The organism is Streptomyces sp. CB02400 (genome assembly GCF_001905725.1).
GTDB lineage: Bacteria > Actinomycetota > Actinomycetes > Streptomycetales > Streptomycetaceae > Streptomyces > Streptomyces atrovirens.
Genome location: NZ_LIWB01000010.1, coordinates 60,758 through 76,805 on the forward strand (window position 1 = coordinate 60,758; position 16,048 = coordinate 76,805).

The following is a 16,048-nucleotide window of genomic DNA, read 5'->3' on the forward strand; positions in this document are numbered from 1 at the left end:
CTCGGTGGCCCCACGAAGGGGCGCCCGGCCTTCGGATCCGTCAGGTGGACGCGGCGATCGGTGCCGCGGGCCGCCGGGGCGGGGGCCACCGGAGAACGCACGTGATCGACGTCAGCGGCATCAGGGCCTTCCTCGGCGGTCGTCGGGCCCCATGACGTGGTCGATCGCACGCAGGTCAGGAAAGGCGGGAGGGCGGGGTGACGCCGACGCGCCACCCCGCCCTCCTCCTCCGTTCGACCGGTCAGTGGACCGTCCGCGCGGCGTCCTCGATGATGTCGGCCACCCTGTCCGGCTGCGAGACGCTCACCGCGTGCGAGGCTCGGACCTTCTCCTCATGTGCGTTGGCCCGGTCGGCCATGAACGTCTGGGCCTTCGGCGGGATGTTGAGGTCTTGTGTGGCCACCAGGACCCAGGACGGGACGGTCTTCCAGGCGGGCTCGCCGGCCTCCTCCTCCAGCGCGGCGCTGGTCACGGGACGCTGAGTGGCCGCCATCAGGTCGGCGGTGCTCTTCGGGACGTCCGCCGCGAACTGGTGGTTGAACTCGCCCTGGTCGATGTAGAGATCGGCGCCCTGGGAGCCGTCGGGCTGAGTGACCGGAACGGGCTTCAGGACCTCTCCGAGGGTGCTCCCCGGGAACTTGCCCGAGAGCTCGACCGCGCTCTCGCCCTTCTCCGGCAGGAAGGCCGCGATGTAGACCAGGGCCTTGACGTTGTCGGCTCCGTTGGCCGCGTTGCTGATGACCGATCCGCCGTACGAGTGTCCGGCCAGGACCACGGGTCCTTCGATGCCGGCCAGGAGTTCCTTGACATAGGCGGAGTCGCTGCTCAGGCCGCGCAGCGGGTTGGACGCGGCGACGACCGGGTAACCGTCACGCTTCAGCTTTTTGATGACGCCGTTCCAGCTGGACGAATCGGCGAACGCCCCGTGGACGAGCACCACGGTCGGCTTGCGGTCCTTCGACGACGATGCCCTGCCGGCGCTCGCCGGGGCGACCGACGTGAGGAGAAGAACGCCGGCGACGGTCGCCGTGGCCGTGAAGACGAATGGTGTACGAAGGCGGCGGTGAAGAGAACGAGGGTTCATCTCGGGGGCCTTTCTTGACATGACGCATGGTCAAATTGGGACCGTAAACGGTCCGGGCTTCCGCAGGGGACGACTCGAATTAATCGTGTTTCTTTCATCCTTATGACAGGAGAACCGGCCGTCACGTGACATTTACGTCGGGAAAATTCCGTCTGCTCCCGCCCGGTCGCCTCTCCCATCCGAGAAGCCGCCCCCGTGCCGCATCGACATACTTCGACGCGATGCCGAGGCGATACCGCCCTCACCCCTGCGAGAACGGCACGGTGGCCTTTGCGGTGACCCGGGGACGGCGTGCCGGCCGACGCCTGAGGTGCGGCGCTCGCTCTCCGTGGTACCGCCCCGGATCCCCTCCACGGACCCGGCCCCGACGATCCGGCCGATGTCTTCATGAGGAAGCCACCTCGCACGGCGAGCGCTCATGGCGTCGCACCGGCCCGCACCCGGATCACGGCGGCGCCGACGCTGGTCAGGACTTTCCAACCGCCTCTTCGGCAGCTCCCGAACAGGTCATGGCCGATCCTTGGCGCCGCCCGCCGTCAGTCCTGACCAAACGCTCCGGACGCCGACCCGCGGGGGATCGGGTGGCGTCCGGAGCATCGCACCTGCGCAGCTCCAACGGCAGGTGCTCATCGTGTTGCGGACTGCTGCCACGGGGACCGTGCATAACAGTGTCGCGAACACTGTGAAAAGTGTATCGCATTTCAACCATGTGACAGCACGCCTCCCCGCTCCACCCGGCGCGCGGACCGGTCCCGAGGAGAGCGCCACGCTCCACGACAGTTTCGGTGTTGCTCTCAGGCAGCACACTCCGTGGCCTCATCCGTGCTCCCCCACCTTCGCGGGGTAACCGGTGACCCGACGGGGACGCCCGCGGAGCCGGTGCCGGTGACCAACCGCGTGAGTCCTTCCACCTCACCGGTGCCGACTGCCACCTGGAACGCGGTGACGAGGCGCCGGTGTGATTCGGCGGGAACCGGCCGTACACGGGCACTCGCGAGGCGGGCCTGTGCGCGGTGAACGAGCACTCGTGCGTTCGGCACGCTGATCCGGAGCATCGCCGCGAGGTCGGCGTAGGCGTACCCGAAAGCCTTGCGCAGCACGTAGGCGGCCATGGCCTCCGGCGTCAGTTTCGACATGAGCAGGGCCAGGGCGTCCGCGACCGCCCCGGACTGCTCCGCACGCAGCGAGGGGTCCTGGGCGTCCTGGTCGTCCAGGTTGACCAACTGCGGCTCCGTGGGCGTCTCATGTCGGTAGCGCGCCGACCGGATGCTCTTGATCGCCATGTGCGTCGTGGCGGTGGTCAGGTACGCGGCCGGATTCTCGATCCGCGTACGGTCGGTGAGCTGCCAGCGCAGCCATACCTCTTGCAGCACGTCCTCGGCGCCCGCCGGATCCCCGAGGATCCGGTAGGCGATGCGGAACAGTCGTGACCGCTCGGACAGGAAGACGTCGAGTGCCGGATCGAGGTCGTCCCCGGCCGAGCCGTGCTCGGCCGGCCTGACGGCCAGGGGCCCGGTCGGCGTCGTCTCCTTCGACATGGGCGCGGGCATCGGGGACTCCTGTTCGGTGGGCGGCGCCCATCGTGGGCGAGGGTTCCACCCTCCGTCCGCGCCACCCCCCGCCGCGCCCTTGCTGCCCGTGGTCGAGTCCGTGGGGACCCCATGGGGTGTCCGGGGGCCGCCCCCTTCCTCAACCGGTCCGCGCCGTGTCCGCGATCTCGCTCTGCACAGCCGAGGTGCTCACGAGGGCACCGGACAGTGCGCGACGGGAGTTGATCCCCAGCTTCGTGTACACCTTTCGCAGATGCCACTCCACGGTGTGCGGACTGATGAACAGTTCCGCGCCGATCCTCGCGTTGGTCATGCCCTCGGAGGCGAGCGTCGCCACCTGTAGTTCCTGGGGGGTGAGGGCGCTCGTGCGCGTGCCCTCCCGCGCCCGGACACGCTCGCCGGTGGCGAGCAGTTCACGGCGGGCCCGTTCGGCGAACGCGCTCGCTCGCATTCCGTCGAACATCTCGTGCGCCATGCGCAAGTGCTTTCGGGCCAGTGTGCGGCGGTTGTTGCGACGCAGCCACTCGCCGTACAACAGGTGAGTGCGCGCCACCTCGACCACCACACTGCCGCGGTCGAACTCCTCGATCGCGGTCCGATACAGACGATCGGCCTCGTCGCCGTCGGTGAGCAGAGCCTGACTGCGGGCGCGCGCCCCGCAGGCCCAGCCGGACTCGGCAGGGCGGGTGAGTTCGACCAGCCGCTGCAACGATGCGCGGGCCTGGTCGAGCTCACCGCACCGGGTCGCGGCCTCGACGTGTTCGACCAGTGAGAGGCCGGTGAAGTTGAACCCGTCGTGTTCGATTCCCCTGCGGGCCGCCTCCAAGGCCTCCTCGTACCGCGCCAGGCCGTTGAACAGCAGGCTCTGTATGTAGCCCGTGGCGCCCAGCAGGGACACCTCGCCCCGTTGCACGGCGCTCTCCCTGGCCTCGTCGATGATGCCCATGGCGACGGAGACCTCGCCGCGCCACGCGGCCAGGACGAGCGTCGCGTACTTGTGCGGAGCGTGGCCCGTCGCCGCGGCGATGGCGTCGGCCTCGTCGATCATCTTGGCTGCCTCGACGAAGTCGCCGTAATGGATGTGCACCCCGCCCGCGTAGATGAGGGCCGGCGGCAGAGCGCCCAGCGCTCCGACGTCGCGCGCGAGACGCACCGCGCGACTCGACAGTGTGTCCCACGCGTGCAGGTCCCACGCGTAGTGGATGAACGCCTCCAGTGCGACCGGAACCAGCAGAAGCCAGCGCATGGTCGCCTCTCGGGTGCCGAGCTCCTCGTGCGCGAGTTGTTCCAGTGCGCCGCGCAGTGCCGGCACACCACTCTCATAGCCGTCCGCGAGGAGCGCGGCCACACCGTCCAGGAGCAGGTCGGCGGCCTCGGAGCCCGAGGAGGGCGCTCCTGAACCTCGGGCCGCGATCGCGGCGGCGCGGGCACCTGTCGGACCGTGCACCCGACCCGCGAAGACGGTGGCGCTGATCGCCTCAAGGTACGTCTCCCGCGCCAGCGGCGACCCAGCGGCGGTGAACTGCGCGGCGGCGTCGAGGAGCAGTGGTGCCGCCTCGTCGCTGCGACTGCGGGCAAAGAGGACCCTGGCCCGCAGGCGGGCCAGGCGGGCCTGGTCCAGGGCGCCAAGGGGGCACAGTTCGGCGACCGTCGCCAGTTCCGTGGCACGATCGGGCGCGGCGGCCGAGAAATGTGCCTCGGCCGCCGCGAGAGCGCGGCGTCCCCGCAGCCGAGGGTCCGGCGTCACCTCCACCGCGCGCTCCAGCAGTACCGCCTCGGCCGCGATGCCGCCGCGCTGACGCGCGCGGTCGGCGGCCTGCTCCAGCCCTGCGGCGACCTCCTCGTCCGGGCCGTCGGCGGCCTGAGCAGCGTGCCAGGCGCGGCGATCGGGATCCAGGACCGGGTCCGTGGCCTCGGCCAGCGCCCGGTGCACGGCTCTGCGTTCATGGTGCTCAACTCCGCGGTAGACCGCCGAACGGACCAGCGGGTGCCGAAACCGAACGGACTCACCGAAATCGATGAGGCCCGCCGCCTTGGCGGGGGCGGCGTCAGGTGTGATCTCGAGAGCGGCGGCCGCGCGGACCAGCAGACGGGGATCACCGACGGGTTCCGCCGCGGCGATCAGCAGCAGCGTCCTGGTCGCCGCCGGCAGCGCACGGAGCCGGCTCGCGAAGTCCTGCTCCACACGGCTGGCGACCGGCCCCTCATCACCGGGAGAACTCAACGAGTCCAGGCCGTACGCCAACTCCGCGGCACTGCGGCCGCGGGAGAATTCGAGCAACGCTAGGGGATTGCCGTGCAACTCGGCCACGAACCGGTCCCTCACCCGCTTTTCCAGCCGTCCGCCCACAGCGGCCTCGAGGAGTTCCCCGGCTGCTGTGGTGTCGAGGCCCCCGAGGTGCAGTACGGGCAGTCCACCGAGCACGGCCTCTCCCTCGGGATCACGCACCGCGAAGACCATCGCGACCGCCTCGGCGAGCAGTCGCCGGGCAACGAAGTCAAGGGTTTGGAGGGACACCTGGTCCAGCCATTGGGCATCGTCCACCAGGACCAGCACCGGCCGGGTCTCCGAGGCCCTGGTCAACAGGGTCAGCACGGCAAGACCGACCAGGAAGCGGTCCGGTGGGTCGCCTGCCGCCATGCCGAACGCCACACGGAGGGCATCACGCTGAGGTTCCGGCAACTTCTCGAGGTCGTGCAGGAACGGCGCACAGAGCTGGTGCAGGCTCGCATACGGCAGCTCCATGTCGGCCTCGACGCCGCGCGCCCACGTCACCTTGGACCGCGACTCCTGCGCGGCCACGTACTCCAGAAGCGCCGACTTGCCGATACCGGCTTCACCACGGACCACCAGGATTCGGGACTGGCCTTCGCGCAGGCCGATCAGCAGGTCGTCGAGCGCCGCACACTCACTATGCCGACCAACCAGATGGGGAAGCGGGTGGGCGATCATGCGACGCGGCTCCTTAGAGGAATCCGGAGGGGAAAGGCTTCACAACGTTGTCGAGACGGGCGATTGTTACAACAATACCCGGGAGACTTCTCACATCTTCTGTCGATGTGTTGTGACGGAATCCACGCAAGGAATGCTCCTGACACTGTCACAGATGGCACCCCTGTCCGGTCGTCCCCTGGCTATCGTCTCGCCCGTTGCATGCCGCAGGAGGTCCCATGTCTTCGCCCGGACATCAGGTCGCCACGTCCGTCCTCGTCGTGGGAGCCGGAACTCCAGCTCTCCGAGCGGCCATCGAAGTCGCCGAAGCGGGAGTGGCGGTGATGGCGATGGTCACGCACATGGATGTCCACGCGGGCTCGGCGCGCGGTGATCGCGAGGCAGTGCTCACCTGCGCCGGCCCCGTCGACAGGTGGGAGTCGCATGCGGCCGACAGCTTGCGGGAGGCCCACTCGCTGGCCGACCCGCGCACCGCGCGGATCGTGGCCCGCCACGCCGCTTCCGTCGGCGAGTACACCGGCCGGGAAGTACGACGAGCGCTGCGCGAACACGCGAGGCGACTCGCCATCCCCGTCCTGTCGAATGTCTACGTCACCCGACTGCTCGTCGACGACGGGACGGTCTTCGGTGCCTACGGCTTCGACCTCATCGACGGCTCCCGCTACCTGGTGCACGCCGATTCCGTGATCCTTGCGACCGGCGGGCACACGCGCCTCTGGCGGCGTACGGCCTCGCGCCGCAACGAGAACACGGGCGACTCCTTCCGCCTTGCCGTCGAGGCCGGAGCCCGCCTGCGCGATCCCGAACTGGTGCGGTTCCACCCCTTCGGCCTGGTCAAGCCGGACAGCGCAGGTGACCTGCTGGTCAGCGAGGCGACACGCGGTGAGGGCGGGGTCCTGCTCAACAACCGCGGTGAGCGGTTCATGACGCGTTACGACGCCGAACGCATGGAACTCTCCGGCCTCGACACGATCTCGCTGGCGTCCTACACCGAGATCAAGGAGGGGCGCGGCACCCAAGCCGGGGGCGTGTGGCTCGACTTGTCCCTCCTGCCACGTGAGACGGTCCTCATGCGACTGCCGAAGGTGTACCACGCCCTGTTGGACTCCCAGATGCTCGACATCACCCGCGACCCGATCGAGGTCGCGCCGACCGCCCAGTGCTCCCTGGGCGGTGTCCGGGTCAGAACGGAGGACCACGGCACCGATGTCGACGGGCTTTTCGTGACCGGAGAGGCGGCCAGTGGTCCGCACGGCGCGAACCGGTCGGAGGCGGACTCGCTGACCGAACCGCTCGTCCACGGCCGAGTCGCCGGCCGGGCCGCGGCAGAGTACTCGGCCCGGCTCACCGGCCAGCGACGGTCGCCGGCAGTGGTCCGTGCCGCGGAGGCGGACGTGAACCGCCTCCTGATCGCCGACGGCGACCGGAACGTCCGCGCACTGCATCGGTCCGTCCGCCACCTGATGACCGAGCACGCCGGTGTCGTGCGTGACGAGTCCGGGCTCGTCTCCGGGCTCGCGGAGCTCGATGAGGTCGAGGCCCGCATGATGGACATGGGCGTGCACGTCGACATCGGTGGCTATCAGGACCTCGCGCACGCCTATGACCTCAGGTCGGCCGTGGTCGCCGCTCGCGCGACGCTGGAATGCGCGTTGGAGCGGCGCGAGACGCGGGACTGTCACAACCGGTCCGACCATCCGGAGGTGAACCCGGGTCCTGCCGTCAGCCTTGTGTGGTCCCCGACGACCGGTGTGCGCCGCGAAGCCGTCCCGCCCGTCCCCACCGGCGTCGACGAGCCGATGGGCGACGCCTCGTCGGTGGACGGCACGTCAGCCGAATGACTCCGGGCGCCGGCACGGGGAGCGCGCCGCACACCGGAGCGAGTCGGTCCGGGGTCGGAGGCTGCGCTCGGTGAAGCAGCGGGACGGCGCGGGCGGCCGTCCGATCCCCATGTCCGGCCGGCGTGGCGGGACGCGACAGCGGTCGGAGCACGGGAAGCCAGGATGCGCACTGCCGTCAGCACCGCACGGACGAGGATCTCTTCGAAGGCCGGCTCCGGGCCGACCGAAGGCGAACCGGCCGGCTGCCCTCAGCCCGCTGGGAGGCGGGCTGGGGGAACACGGGTCAGATGAGTTCCAGCCCACCGTCGACGGTGATCACCTGGCCGGTCGCATGACGCCCGGCCGGGTCGGCCATCCGGAGGATCCAATGGGCCATCTCGTCAGCGCTCGCGATGTGGTGGGTGGGGATACGTTCGCGCTCATAGGCGTACATGTCGTTGGCGGCTTCGGGCGTGAGGCCCGCGTGCAGCATGACGTCGGTCCGGGTGGGGCCGGGAGCGACGGAGTTGACGCGAACACCTTCACCTGCGAGCTCCAGTGCCCAACTCCGCGTCATCTGCTCGATGGCCGCCTTGGTGGCGGCATAGTGTGCGCCGCCCGCCATGGGGCGGTGCCCGTAGGTGCTGGAGAGGTTGACGATGGTTCCGGAGGTCCTGCGCAGATGCGGCAGGGCCGCATGAGCCAGCAGGCTCGGAGCGACGACGTTCAGGTCGAGCAGATCGACGATGGTCTGCTTGTCGGTCTCCGCCAGCGGCATGACCGCTGTGGCGCCGGCGTTGTTGACCAGGTGGTCAAGGCGTCCCCACCGCTCCACGGCAGCAGCAACGATCTTGGCGGGTGCACCGTCACCGCAGATGTCGATCGCCATGATGTCGATGTTCTCGTGAGCCTCGGCGGTTTCCCTCAACGGCTCTTCGCGGCGGCCCACGCCGAGCACGTGTGCACCGGCTTCGGCGAAGGCGACGGCCGTGGCCCGGCCGATCCCGGATCCGGCACCGGTGACGATCGCGACATGCCCGGAGAAGGTCGAGTCGTCGGTGTGCGCAGGCATGGAGTACTCCTAGTTCGATGTTCGTTGTACATCGAACATCATGGCCAGTCCCCGCAATCTCGTCAAATCCGGAACTACCGCGGGCTCGACGCCCCGGAGGCGCTGACTTCTCCGGCACGGGAAACGCGGATCACGCCGTGGCCCGACAGGACGCGACGACCGGCCCGTCCGGTCGGAGAGCCGCGTCGTCCGCGTCTCCCCGTAGGTAGCGGAGCAGGACCTCGTCCGTCTTCTCACCACCGAGTTCCCTCACGACGTCCCCGACTGCCTGGTGCAGGAGGGGCACGCCCCTCCGCAGGACGTCATCTGCGGCGACACTCAGTTCGATGTCCACGCTTCTGCGGTCGCGCGACGAGGTCTGCACGGTGATCAGTCCGCGGTCCTGCAGACGGCCCACGAGCCGGCTGGTGGCGGACTGACTCAACCCGATCTCATTGGCCAGGTCGTTGAGGTAGAGCGAACCCGCTCCGGCCCGCGTGCCTTCCCGCAAGGCACGAAGAGCGTAGAACTCGGTGGTTCCGAGACCCAGGTGCTGATGGAGGCAGCGCCCGATTCGGGTCTCGATCCGACGATGGACACGGGTCAAGGTGCTCCACCGCTTGGTCAACACGGCATCGTCACTCATGAGCGAGGGCCTCTCCGCTGTCCGCAAGTGCGACTGCTTGCGAGAAACGACGTCCTGCCGGAGGAGCGGGGCGCACGCCCGCCGCCGCTTGTCCGTGCCATATAAGACAAAGCCGGGACCGTCCTTGTGACAGCCCCTCGCCGGCCTCGCACCCCGTACTGGGAAAGGCGGGGCGTCCACGCCATGAGGACTGGTCGCAGGCGCCCGGACCGTGTCCCGTCTGTCATGCTGCCGGGGTGCGCCGCCCTGACCCTGGCCGCGATATGCCTGTCCCTTACCAGCGATGGTGATACGGCCAACCGGATGGGCCCCGGTCGCACCTGCCGGTCCGCTCTCCAGGCCGACGCCGAACTGTCCTGCGGAACATACGGCTTCGGCGATCTGCGTCACCTGTGCCCAGCGCACGACGCGGCAGGGGGCTGCCGAGCCACCGAACAGGTGACGGTACGCAACACTGGACCGGGAGCGGTGTACGTCACCGTCATCCACGGGCCGCGTCAGGGTGAACGTCGGCAGAGCCCCGAAACGGAGATTGCACCGGGCCGTACAGCCGTCCTGCGCCCGGGACACGGTCGGTTGCTGTTCGACATAACGCTGCGCGGGTCGGGACCCGGCCCCAAGTCCCTGGCCGTCGTCGGCGTACGCTGACTGCCGCCTCCGTCGAGGGCACACCCGAACCCCGGCCGGGCCCGGCGTGTCCTCCCGGGCTATCGGCACCTCAGGTGCGTCGCCGCTTGTCCATGGGTGTCACGTCGTCCCGGCGGGAGAAGTCCGCGATCACACGGCGACAGACGTTCCACGTGTGGTGTTCGCCCCTTCCGTACCCATACTCGTGCGCGGGCGCGCATCTCTCGTAGGCCGTCAGCGCCACGAGGCGGTGGGCCCGGCTCAGGAGGGGCCCAGCGACGTGCTCCCACTCCGTGCCGGGCGGGTCCCCGGCATGCCTGACGGTCGGGAACGGCTGGTGGCGGGCCTCCCTCGCACGAAGCACCGCCAGCGCCTCGCCGAGGGCCCGCACGACGTGTGATGCTCTGCCGGCAATCGAAACGGGACGCATGGTGTCCCCTCTCTTGTCTCTTGATTCCACCGGCATCGACAGATGTGCGCCACCGTTCGTGACACGTGCGCCCACGGCTCGCGCCGGCGTCGGCCAGGGTCTGCCGCCAGGCGTCATCACGCCCGGCAGGAACGAAACGCGGCCCCGGCGGAGCGGGTCAGGATGCTCGTCCGGGCGGGTCGGTGCCGCAGGGGGCGGCCTCGGCGGTGGACGCTCCTGACGACCGGCAACAAGGCCGTGCCCGTCCGGCCCCGTCGGGCACGCGCTGCGATCGTGATCGTCGACCGGTCTGCTCGACTTGGTGCCGGTCGAGGTTCTCCTCCGCGCGTCGGCCCACGGGCATGCTTGGCCAATCGCCCAGGTTCGACCCGCTGGACCAGCGACCTGACGATCAAGGCCCGCAGGACGCCGACATCCGGCACAGCCGGTTCCGGGACCTGGGCGCGCCCGTGCCGTTCTCGGGCGTGACCTTCGCTGCCGCAAGGCCGATACTGCCGACAGCGGCATCCCGACCGATCCGCACCCGACCGTCCGACGGCCCGGCGAACCGTCACCGAAGTCGGCATCAGTACCGCCGGAACCCGCTCCGGGCCGTCACGGACCGTCAAAACAGAAAACCGCTTCCACCCACCCTGACCAGCAAAGACGCAGGTCATCGACTGGCCAGTCAGGCTTCCCAGGAGGTACCCATGAAGATGCTCATCAATGTCCCGGAGACCGTGGTCGCGGACGCGTTGCGGGGGATGGCGGCGGCCCATCCCGAGCTGGCGGTGGACGTGGAGAACCGGGTGATCGTACGCAAGGACGCGCCCGTGGCCGGGAAAGTGGGCCTGGTGTCCGGCGGGGGGTCGGGGCACGAGCCGCTGCACGGCGGGTTCGTGGGGCCGGGGATGCTGTCGGCGGCCTGTCCCGGTGAGGTGTTCACCTCCCCGGTGCCCGACCAGATGGTGCGGGCCGCGGCGGCCGTGGACAGCGGGGCCGGGGTGCTGTTCGTCGTGAAGAACTACACCGGTGACGTGCTCAACTTCGACATGGCCGCCGAGCTGGCCGAGGACGAGGGCATCCAGGTCGCGAAGGTGCTGGTCGACGATGACGTGGCGGTGACCGACAGCCTGTACACGGCCGGCCGGCGGGGCACGGGCGCGACCCTGTTCGTGGAGAAGATCGCGGGCGCGGCGGCCGACGAGGGGCAGCCGCTGGAGCGGGTGGAGGCCGTCGCCCGGCAGGTGAACGAGAACTCCCGCAGTTTCGGGGTGGCACTGAGCGCCTGCACCACGCCGGCCAAGGGCAGCCCCACCTTCGATCTTCCCGGCGGTGAGCTGGAGCTGGGCATCGGCATCCACGGCGAGCCGGGCCGGGAGCGGCGGCCGATGATGACGTCCGGTGAGATCGCCGAGGTCGCCCTCGACGCGATCCTGGAGGACCTCACTCCGCGCAACCCCGTCCTGGTCCTGGTCAACGGCATGGGCGCCACCCCGCTGCTGGAGCTGTACGGCTTCAACGCCGAGGTGCAGCGGGTGCTCGGCGAACGCGGGGTCCCCGTGGCCCGTGTCCTGGTCGGCAACTACGTCACCTCCCTCGACATGGCGGGCGCCTCGGTCACCCTGTGCCAGATCGACGAGGAGCTGCTGCGGCTGTGGGACGCGCCGGTGCGGACTCCGGGACTGCGCTGGGGCGTGTGAGGGACGCTGGGACCATGACCACACAAGGAGTTCCCGTGCTCGACGCCGACTTCTTCCGCCGTTGGATGACGGCCACCGCCACGTCCGTGGACCGCGAGGCGGAGCGGCTCACCGCGCTCGACTCGCCGATCGGGGACGCCGATCACGGCAGCAACCTGCAGCGCGGGTTCCGGGCGGTGAAGGACGCGCTGGACAAGGAGCCGCCCACCACGCCCGGAGCGGTGCTGACCCAGGCCGGGCGGCTGCTCATCTCGACGGTGGGCGGTGCGTCCGGTCCGCTGTACGGGACGCTGCTGCGCCGCACCGGCAAGGCGCTCGGGGACGCCGCCGAGGTGGACGGCCGGCAACTGGCCGAGGCGCTGCGCGCCGGGGTGGACGCGGTGCGGCAGCTCGGTGGTGCCGCACCGGGCGACAAGACGATGATCGACGCGCTGGTGCCCGCGGTGGACGCCCTCGGTGACTCCTTCGCCGCCGCGCGCGACGCCGCCGAGGAGGGTGCCGTGGCGACGACGCCGTTGCGGGCGCGCAAGGGCAGGGCCAGTTATCTGGGCGAGCGCAGTATCGGGCACCAGGATCCGGGGGCCACGTCGGCGGCGCTGCTGATCGCCGGGCTCGTGGAGGCCGGCGGTGAGTGACGGGAAGCTGGTGGGGATCGTGCTGGTGTCGCACAGCGCGGCGGTGGCCGCGTCGGTGGCGGAGCTGGCACAGGGCCTGGCGGGCGTCGGCGGGGCGGTTCCCGTGGCGCCGGCGGGCGGCACCGAGGGCGGCGGGCTGGGCACGAGCGCCGAGTTGATCGCCGCGGCGGCCGCGTCCGTCGACCGCGGGGCGGGGGTGGCCGTGCTGACCGACCTGGGCAGCGCGGTGCTCACCGTGAAGGCGCTGCTCGCCGAGGGTGACGAACTCCCCGAGCGCACCAGGCTGGTGGACGCGCCGTTCGTGGAGGGCGCGGTGGCCGCGGTGGTCACGGCCGCCACGGGGGCGGACCTGGCGGCGGTGGAGGCGGCGGCCGTGGAGGCGTACACGTACCGGAAGGTGTGAGGAGGGCGGCGGCGCCCGGCCGGTTCACTCGTCCGCGTCCACGAACCGCCGGGCCAGCCGTTCTCCTGCCGTCACCGCGGCCTGGTGGTCCTCGATGGGGGTCACCCGGCTGTCCTTGAACACGATGTAGGTGACGCCGGAGGGTGTGCCGCCGCTGTGCGGGTCGGGGTCGATGCCGAGCGACTCGGCCATGGCGTAGGACGCCTCGCCGATGATGTCGGCGGGGCCGGTGTCGCCGACGACCCCGTACCGCACGCGGTCGCGGTACACCACCGCCACGACCGATCCGCCGCGCACGCCGTGGGACCGGTGGTTCCACACGGCGCTGGGCGCGGGCACCACCACGTAGGGGGTCTCCTCGGAGCTCAGCGGACGGCCGTCGGACTGGGCGAAGGCCGTGGAGGAGGAGAAGTACGGGTCGGTACGGGCGTTGCAGCGGAGACCGGGGCGGCCGTCGCAGTCGATGTCCATGTCGGCCTTCCAGAACACGGCGTCGCGGGTGCCGCACACCGGGACGGTGGCCTTGGCGCCGTGGTCCTCGCGGTAGCGGCCGCGGGAGACGGGGGCGCAGGTGCGTACCTTGGCCAGCAGGTCGGCGGCGGAGACGGGGGCCGTGCGCCGTGCGGGCGGTTCGTCGGCACGTGCCTCGGCCGGCGTGGGGGCCGGGGCCGTGCGCCGCACGGCCGGTTCGGAGCGTGCCTCGGCCGGCGCGGTGGTGGCGGGGGCAGGGGCCGTGCGCCGTGCGGCCGGTTCGGGGCGGGGCTGGGGCGCGGTGGCGGGGGGAGCCGAGGGGGCCAGCAGGGCGACACCGGCCATGGCCAGGGTGAGCGACTGGACACGGGACACGATCAAGGGGGCCTCTCGTCGGGGTCACGGACGCACACTCACGGGCACCTTTGCACCATTTCGTCCCGATATGGCGGCGTGACAGCCCCGACAGGGCCGGACGGAGCACGATCGCACCAGCGACCACGACAAGGGGCCGGGGCTCGGGCCCGGGTCGACCCGGGCCGTCAGGCCACCCGCGCCGGCGCGGGATCTGCGACGACAGCGGTCCGCGCCACGGACCCGAACTCCCCTGCCTCAAGGGGTGGTTCGGCCCGTTCGGACTTCAGCATACGTAACGCGTGCGAGCGCTCCCCCGCCCCCGCCCTCTTGATGTGATCGCGTCACCCCAGCCATATTGGTACGGACCATTGTCCGAGCGGTCCCGTGTGCCGTCCCGGGAGGCAGAGTCGTGCGTGGTGTTCCCCCAGCCTTGTCCCCGCGTCGCCTTCTCGCGCTCGGCGGGGCTCTCCTGCTGCTCACCTCCTGCCGCTGGGGAGGCTCGGACGACCCCGGCGCTGGTGAACGGCCGCCCGGAGCGCCGACCGGTGTCACGGCCGAGGCGGGCAGCGCCACCAGTGTGCACGTCATGTGGAACGCGGTCGCCGCCGCCGACGCCGAGGTGAGCCAGTACGAGGTATATCGGGGCACCACAAAGGTGAAAGAAGTGCCCGGTGCCGAGCACATGGTGGACGTCACCAGGCTCCGGCCCGCGACCACCTATGTGTTCACGGTACGGGCCCGGGACGCGGACGGACGGCTCGGGCCGCGCAGCCAGGAGGTCCGGGCGACGACACCCGGGGCGACCACGGCCGACGACACCGCTCCCACCCGTCCGGCGGAGCTTCGCGGCCGGGCCGCCGGCAGCCGGGCGGTCCAGTTGTCGTGGTCCGCCTCGAAGGACGACCGGGGTGTGGTGTCGTACAACATCTACCAGGGCGGAACGAAGATCCACAGTGTGGGCGGGAACCAGACGGCCGCCGTGGTGACGGGGCTGCGGCCGGGCACCCGCTACTCCTTCACGGTCCGGGCCAGGGACGCGGCCGACAACCTCTCCCCGGCCGGCGCCACCGTCCGCCTCACCACCGCGGGCAGCGCGGACGGCCGGACCGGCGCTCCCACCGGTTTCCGGGCCACCAGTGAACGGTCCGACGGCGCGTACCACATCGTCCTCCACTGGGTGCCGCCGCGCGTCGACGGGGTGGTCACCGAGTACGAGGTGCGCCTGGACGGCCGGGTCGCCACCTCGCTCGTCTACGGCGGTGACGCACCGCGCGACCGGGCGACGTACCGCTTCTACGCCGGCCGGGAGGCCGGGGTCGCCCACCGGGTGCGGATCCGGGCGATGCTGCCGGACGGTACCTGGGGCGGCTTCTCGGCGGAGCGCACGGTCACGACGGGCGCCGGGCGCTGACCCGGCCCCGGGGTCGGCCGCCCGGAGGAAGCCGTCACCTGCCCGGATGCCGCCGGAGTGCGGGCCGGTCCGGGTGCCCGTTGGCTTGCCTCGTGGCAGCACGGGCGCTCCCCGACCTCGGCGGCGCAAGGGATGTACCGCCGGCCGTGCCGCCGGAAAGCGGTCCACATGCGCAACTCGAAGCCACTGCTCCGCTCCGGTCCGACCGCGGCTGTCGCCGCCGCGCTCGCGCTGACCCTGGCCGGGCCGGCCGCCGCGGCCGGGATCTCCGTCAGCACCACCGGGTCGACGGTCTCGGTGAGCACCAGTTCGTGCACCCAGATCAACGGCCACTGGGGCACCGCCTCGCTGCTCAGCAGCGGCCAGACGAGCTTCTCGCAAGGCCGTCAGGTGGCGCTGTCGGGGAGCAGTTCGGGACAGTCCGCCGCCTGGTCGAATGTCAGTCCGGGCACGTACACGGTGGTCGTGGTGTGCTCGAACGGCAGCACCGCGGGCACGCAGTCCGTCGTCGTCTCCACGGCTCCCAGTCCCTCGGTCTCGCCCACGGCCTCGCCGTCCCGCGGGGTGATGGGCGGCGTCGGCGGCGGTTCGACGGACTACGGCACGGTCACTCTGGTGGCGGGCGGCGCACTGGTCGGCACGGGGATCGCCGCCACGGCCTGGTACCTGCGCCGCCGCAGCACTCCGCGCCACTTCTAAGGGGTGTCGTTCGGATCAGGCCGGCTCCGGTGAGGGGTGCCTTGCGGCTGGGCCGAGCGGGGTCTGGCGGTGGGGGTGCCTCCCACACCCTTCAGGCAGTGGGGGAGCATCGCAAGGCGGAGGAGGGCGCCAGGGCGGAGCCCTGGCGACCGACGACAACGCGGCGAGGCGCGGTGCCAGACCCCGCGACCCCGGCAGGATCCGAACGACACCCCCTGGACCCGGCGCC

12 protein-coding genes are annotated in these 16,048 nt (G+C 71.0%); 6 read left to right on the forward strand and 6 right to left on the reverse strand.

What is annotated here, in order from left to right:
* Positions 1 to 241: 241 nt before the first annotated feature.
* The 3 genes from AMK33_RS23475 to AMK33_RS23485 form a co-directional block, all read right to left on the reverse strand.
* Complete coding sequence (locus AMK33_RS23475; protein WP_079194938.1) at positions 242 to 1,084, reverse strand: alpha/beta fold hydrolase; 843 nt, start codon at positions 1,082 to 1,084, stop codon at positions 242 to 244.
* A 794-nt stretch (positions 1,085 to 1,878) separates the two neighbouring features.
* Positions 1,879 to 2,634, reverse strand: a complete 756-nt coding sequence (locus AMK33_RS23480; protein ID WP_073934912.1) for a sigma-70 family RNA polymerase sigma factor — start codon at positions 2,632 to 2,634, stop codon at positions 1,879 to 1,881.
* Between the two features lie 139 nt (positions 2,635 to 2,773).
* Positions 2,774 to 5,587: a helix-turn-helix transcriptional regulator gene (locus AMK33_RS23485; protein WP_073934913.1), complete on the reverse strand. Its 2,814-nt coding sequence runs from the start codon at positions 5,585 to 5,587 to the stop codon at positions 2,774 to 2,776.
* A 218-nt stretch (positions 5,588 to 5,805) separates the two neighbouring features.
* Between AMK33_RS23485 and AMK33_RS23490 the strand changes: the two genes are divergently transcribed.
* A complete protein-coding gene (locus tag AMK33_RS23490; RefSeq protein ID WP_073934914.1) occupies positions 5,806 to 7,428 on the forward strand; it encodes an FAD-binding protein in 1,623 nt (540 codons plus the stop codon).
* A 283-nt stretch (positions 7,429 to 7,711) separates the two neighbouring features.
* Here the strand turns inward: AMK33_RS23490 and AMK33_RS23495 are convergent, their stop codons facing one another.
* Positions 7,712 to 8,479, reverse strand: coding sequence for an SDR family NAD(P)-dependent oxidoreductase (locus AMK33_RS23495; RefSeq protein ID WP_073934915.1), 768 nt, complete (start codon positions 8,477 to 8,479; stop codon positions 7,712 to 7,714).
* Positions 8,480 to 8,609: 130 nt separating this feature from the next.
* Positions 8,610 to 9,104 carry a MarR family winged helix-turn-helix transcriptional regulator gene (locus AMK33_RS23500; RefSeq protein ID WP_073934916.1) on the reverse strand — a complete coding sequence of 165 codons (495 nt, stop codon included), beginning with the start codon at positions 9,102 to 9,104 and terminating at the stop codon, positions 8,610 to 8,612.
* 1,746 nt (positions 9,105 to 10,850) lie between these two features.
* Here AMK33_RS23500 and dhaK point away from each other — a divergent pair.
* Genes dhaK through AMK33_RS23520 form a run of 3 tightly spaced genes read left to right on the forward strand, consistent with a single transcriptional unit; the run spans position 10,851 to position 12,881 of the window.
* A complete protein-coding gene (dhaK, locus tag AMK33_RS23510) occupies positions 10,851 to 11,843 on the forward strand; it encodes a dihydroxyacetone kinase subunit DhaK (protein ID WP_073934918.1) in 993 nt (330 codons plus the stop codon).
* 35 nt (positions 11,844 to 11,878) lie between these two features.
* Positions 11,879 to 12,478, forward strand: a complete 600-nt coding sequence (dhaL, locus tag AMK33_RS23515; RefSeq protein WP_073934919.1) for a dihydroxyacetone kinase subunit DhaL — start codon at positions 11,879 to 11,881, stop codon at positions 12,476 to 12,478.
* Positions 12,471 to 12,881 carry a PTS fructose transporter subunit IIA gene (locus tag AMK33_RS23520; protein WP_073934920.1) on the forward strand — a complete coding sequence of 137 codons (411 nt, stop codon included), beginning with the start codon at positions 12,471 to 12,473 and terminating at the stop codon, positions 12,879 to 12,881. Before dhaL ends, AMK33_RS23520 begins: the two co-directional genes overlap by 8 nt.
* Positions 12,882 to 12,905: 24 nt before the next feature.
* On the opposite strand, the gene AMK33_RS23525 is transcribed toward AMK33_RS23520, so the two are convergent.
* Positions 12,906 to 13,727 (reverse strand): glycoside hydrolase family 75 protein, encoded by an 822-nt coding sequence (locus AMK33_RS23525; RefSeq protein WP_235618181.1) that lies wholly within the window; start codon positions 13,725 to 13,727, stop codon positions 12,906 to 12,908.
* Positions 13,728 to 14,118: 391 nt separating this feature from the next.
* On the opposite strand from AMK33_RS23525, the gene AMK33_RS23530 reads away from it, so the two are divergent.
* Both AMK33_RS23530 and AMK33_RS23535 read left to right on the forward strand, forming a co-directional pair.
* On the forward strand, positions 14,119 to 15,120 hold the full coding sequence (locus tag AMK33_RS23530) for a fibronectin type III domain-containing protein (RefSeq protein WP_073934921.1): 1,002 nt from the start codon (positions 14,119 to 14,121) through the stop codon (positions 15,118 to 15,120).
* A 168-nt stretch (positions 15,121 to 15,288) separates the two neighbouring features.
* Entirely contained in the window at positions 15,289 to 15,819 is a 531-nt protein-coding gene (locus AMK33_RS23535; protein WP_073934922.1) for a hypothetical protein, read from the forward strand.
* Positions 15,820 to 16,048: the final 229 nt, after the last annotated feature.

Excerpts from the sequence above, each read along its gene's own strand:
- AMK33_RS23475 (WP_079194938.1), bottom strand. The coding sequence starts at position 1,084 with ATGAACCCTCGTTCTCTTCACCGCCGCCTTCGTACACCATTCGTCTTC.
- AMK33_RS23490 (WP_073934914.1), top strand. The coding sequence starts at position 5,806 with ATGTCTTCGCCCGGACATCAGGTCGCCACGTCCGTCCTCGTCGTGGGA.
- AMK33_RS23480 (WP_073934912.1), bottom strand. The coding sequence starts at position 2,634 with ATGCCCGCGCCCATGTCGAAGGAGACGACGCCGACCGGGCCCCTGGCC.
- AMK33_RS23500 (WP_073934916.1), bottom strand. The coding sequence starts at position 9,104 with ATGAGTGACGATGCCGTGTTGACCAAGCGGTGGAGCACCTTGACCCGT.
- AMK33_RS23535 (WP_073934922.1), top strand. The coding sequence starts at position 15,289 with ATGCGCAACTCGAAGCCACTGCTCCGCTCCGGTCCGACCGCGGCTGTC.
- AMK33_RS23485 (WP_073934913.1), bottom strand. The coding sequence starts at position 5,587 with ATGATCGCCCACCCGCTTCCCCATCTGGTTGGTCGGCATAGTGAGTGT.
- dhaK (WP_073934918.1), top strand. The coding sequence starts at position 10,851 with ATGAAGATGCTCATCAATGTCCCGGAGACCGTGGTCGCGGACGCGTTG.
- AMK33_RS23495 (WP_073934915.1), bottom strand. The coding sequence starts at position 8,479 with ATGCCTGCGCACACCGACGACTCGACCTTCTCCGGGCATGTCGCGATC.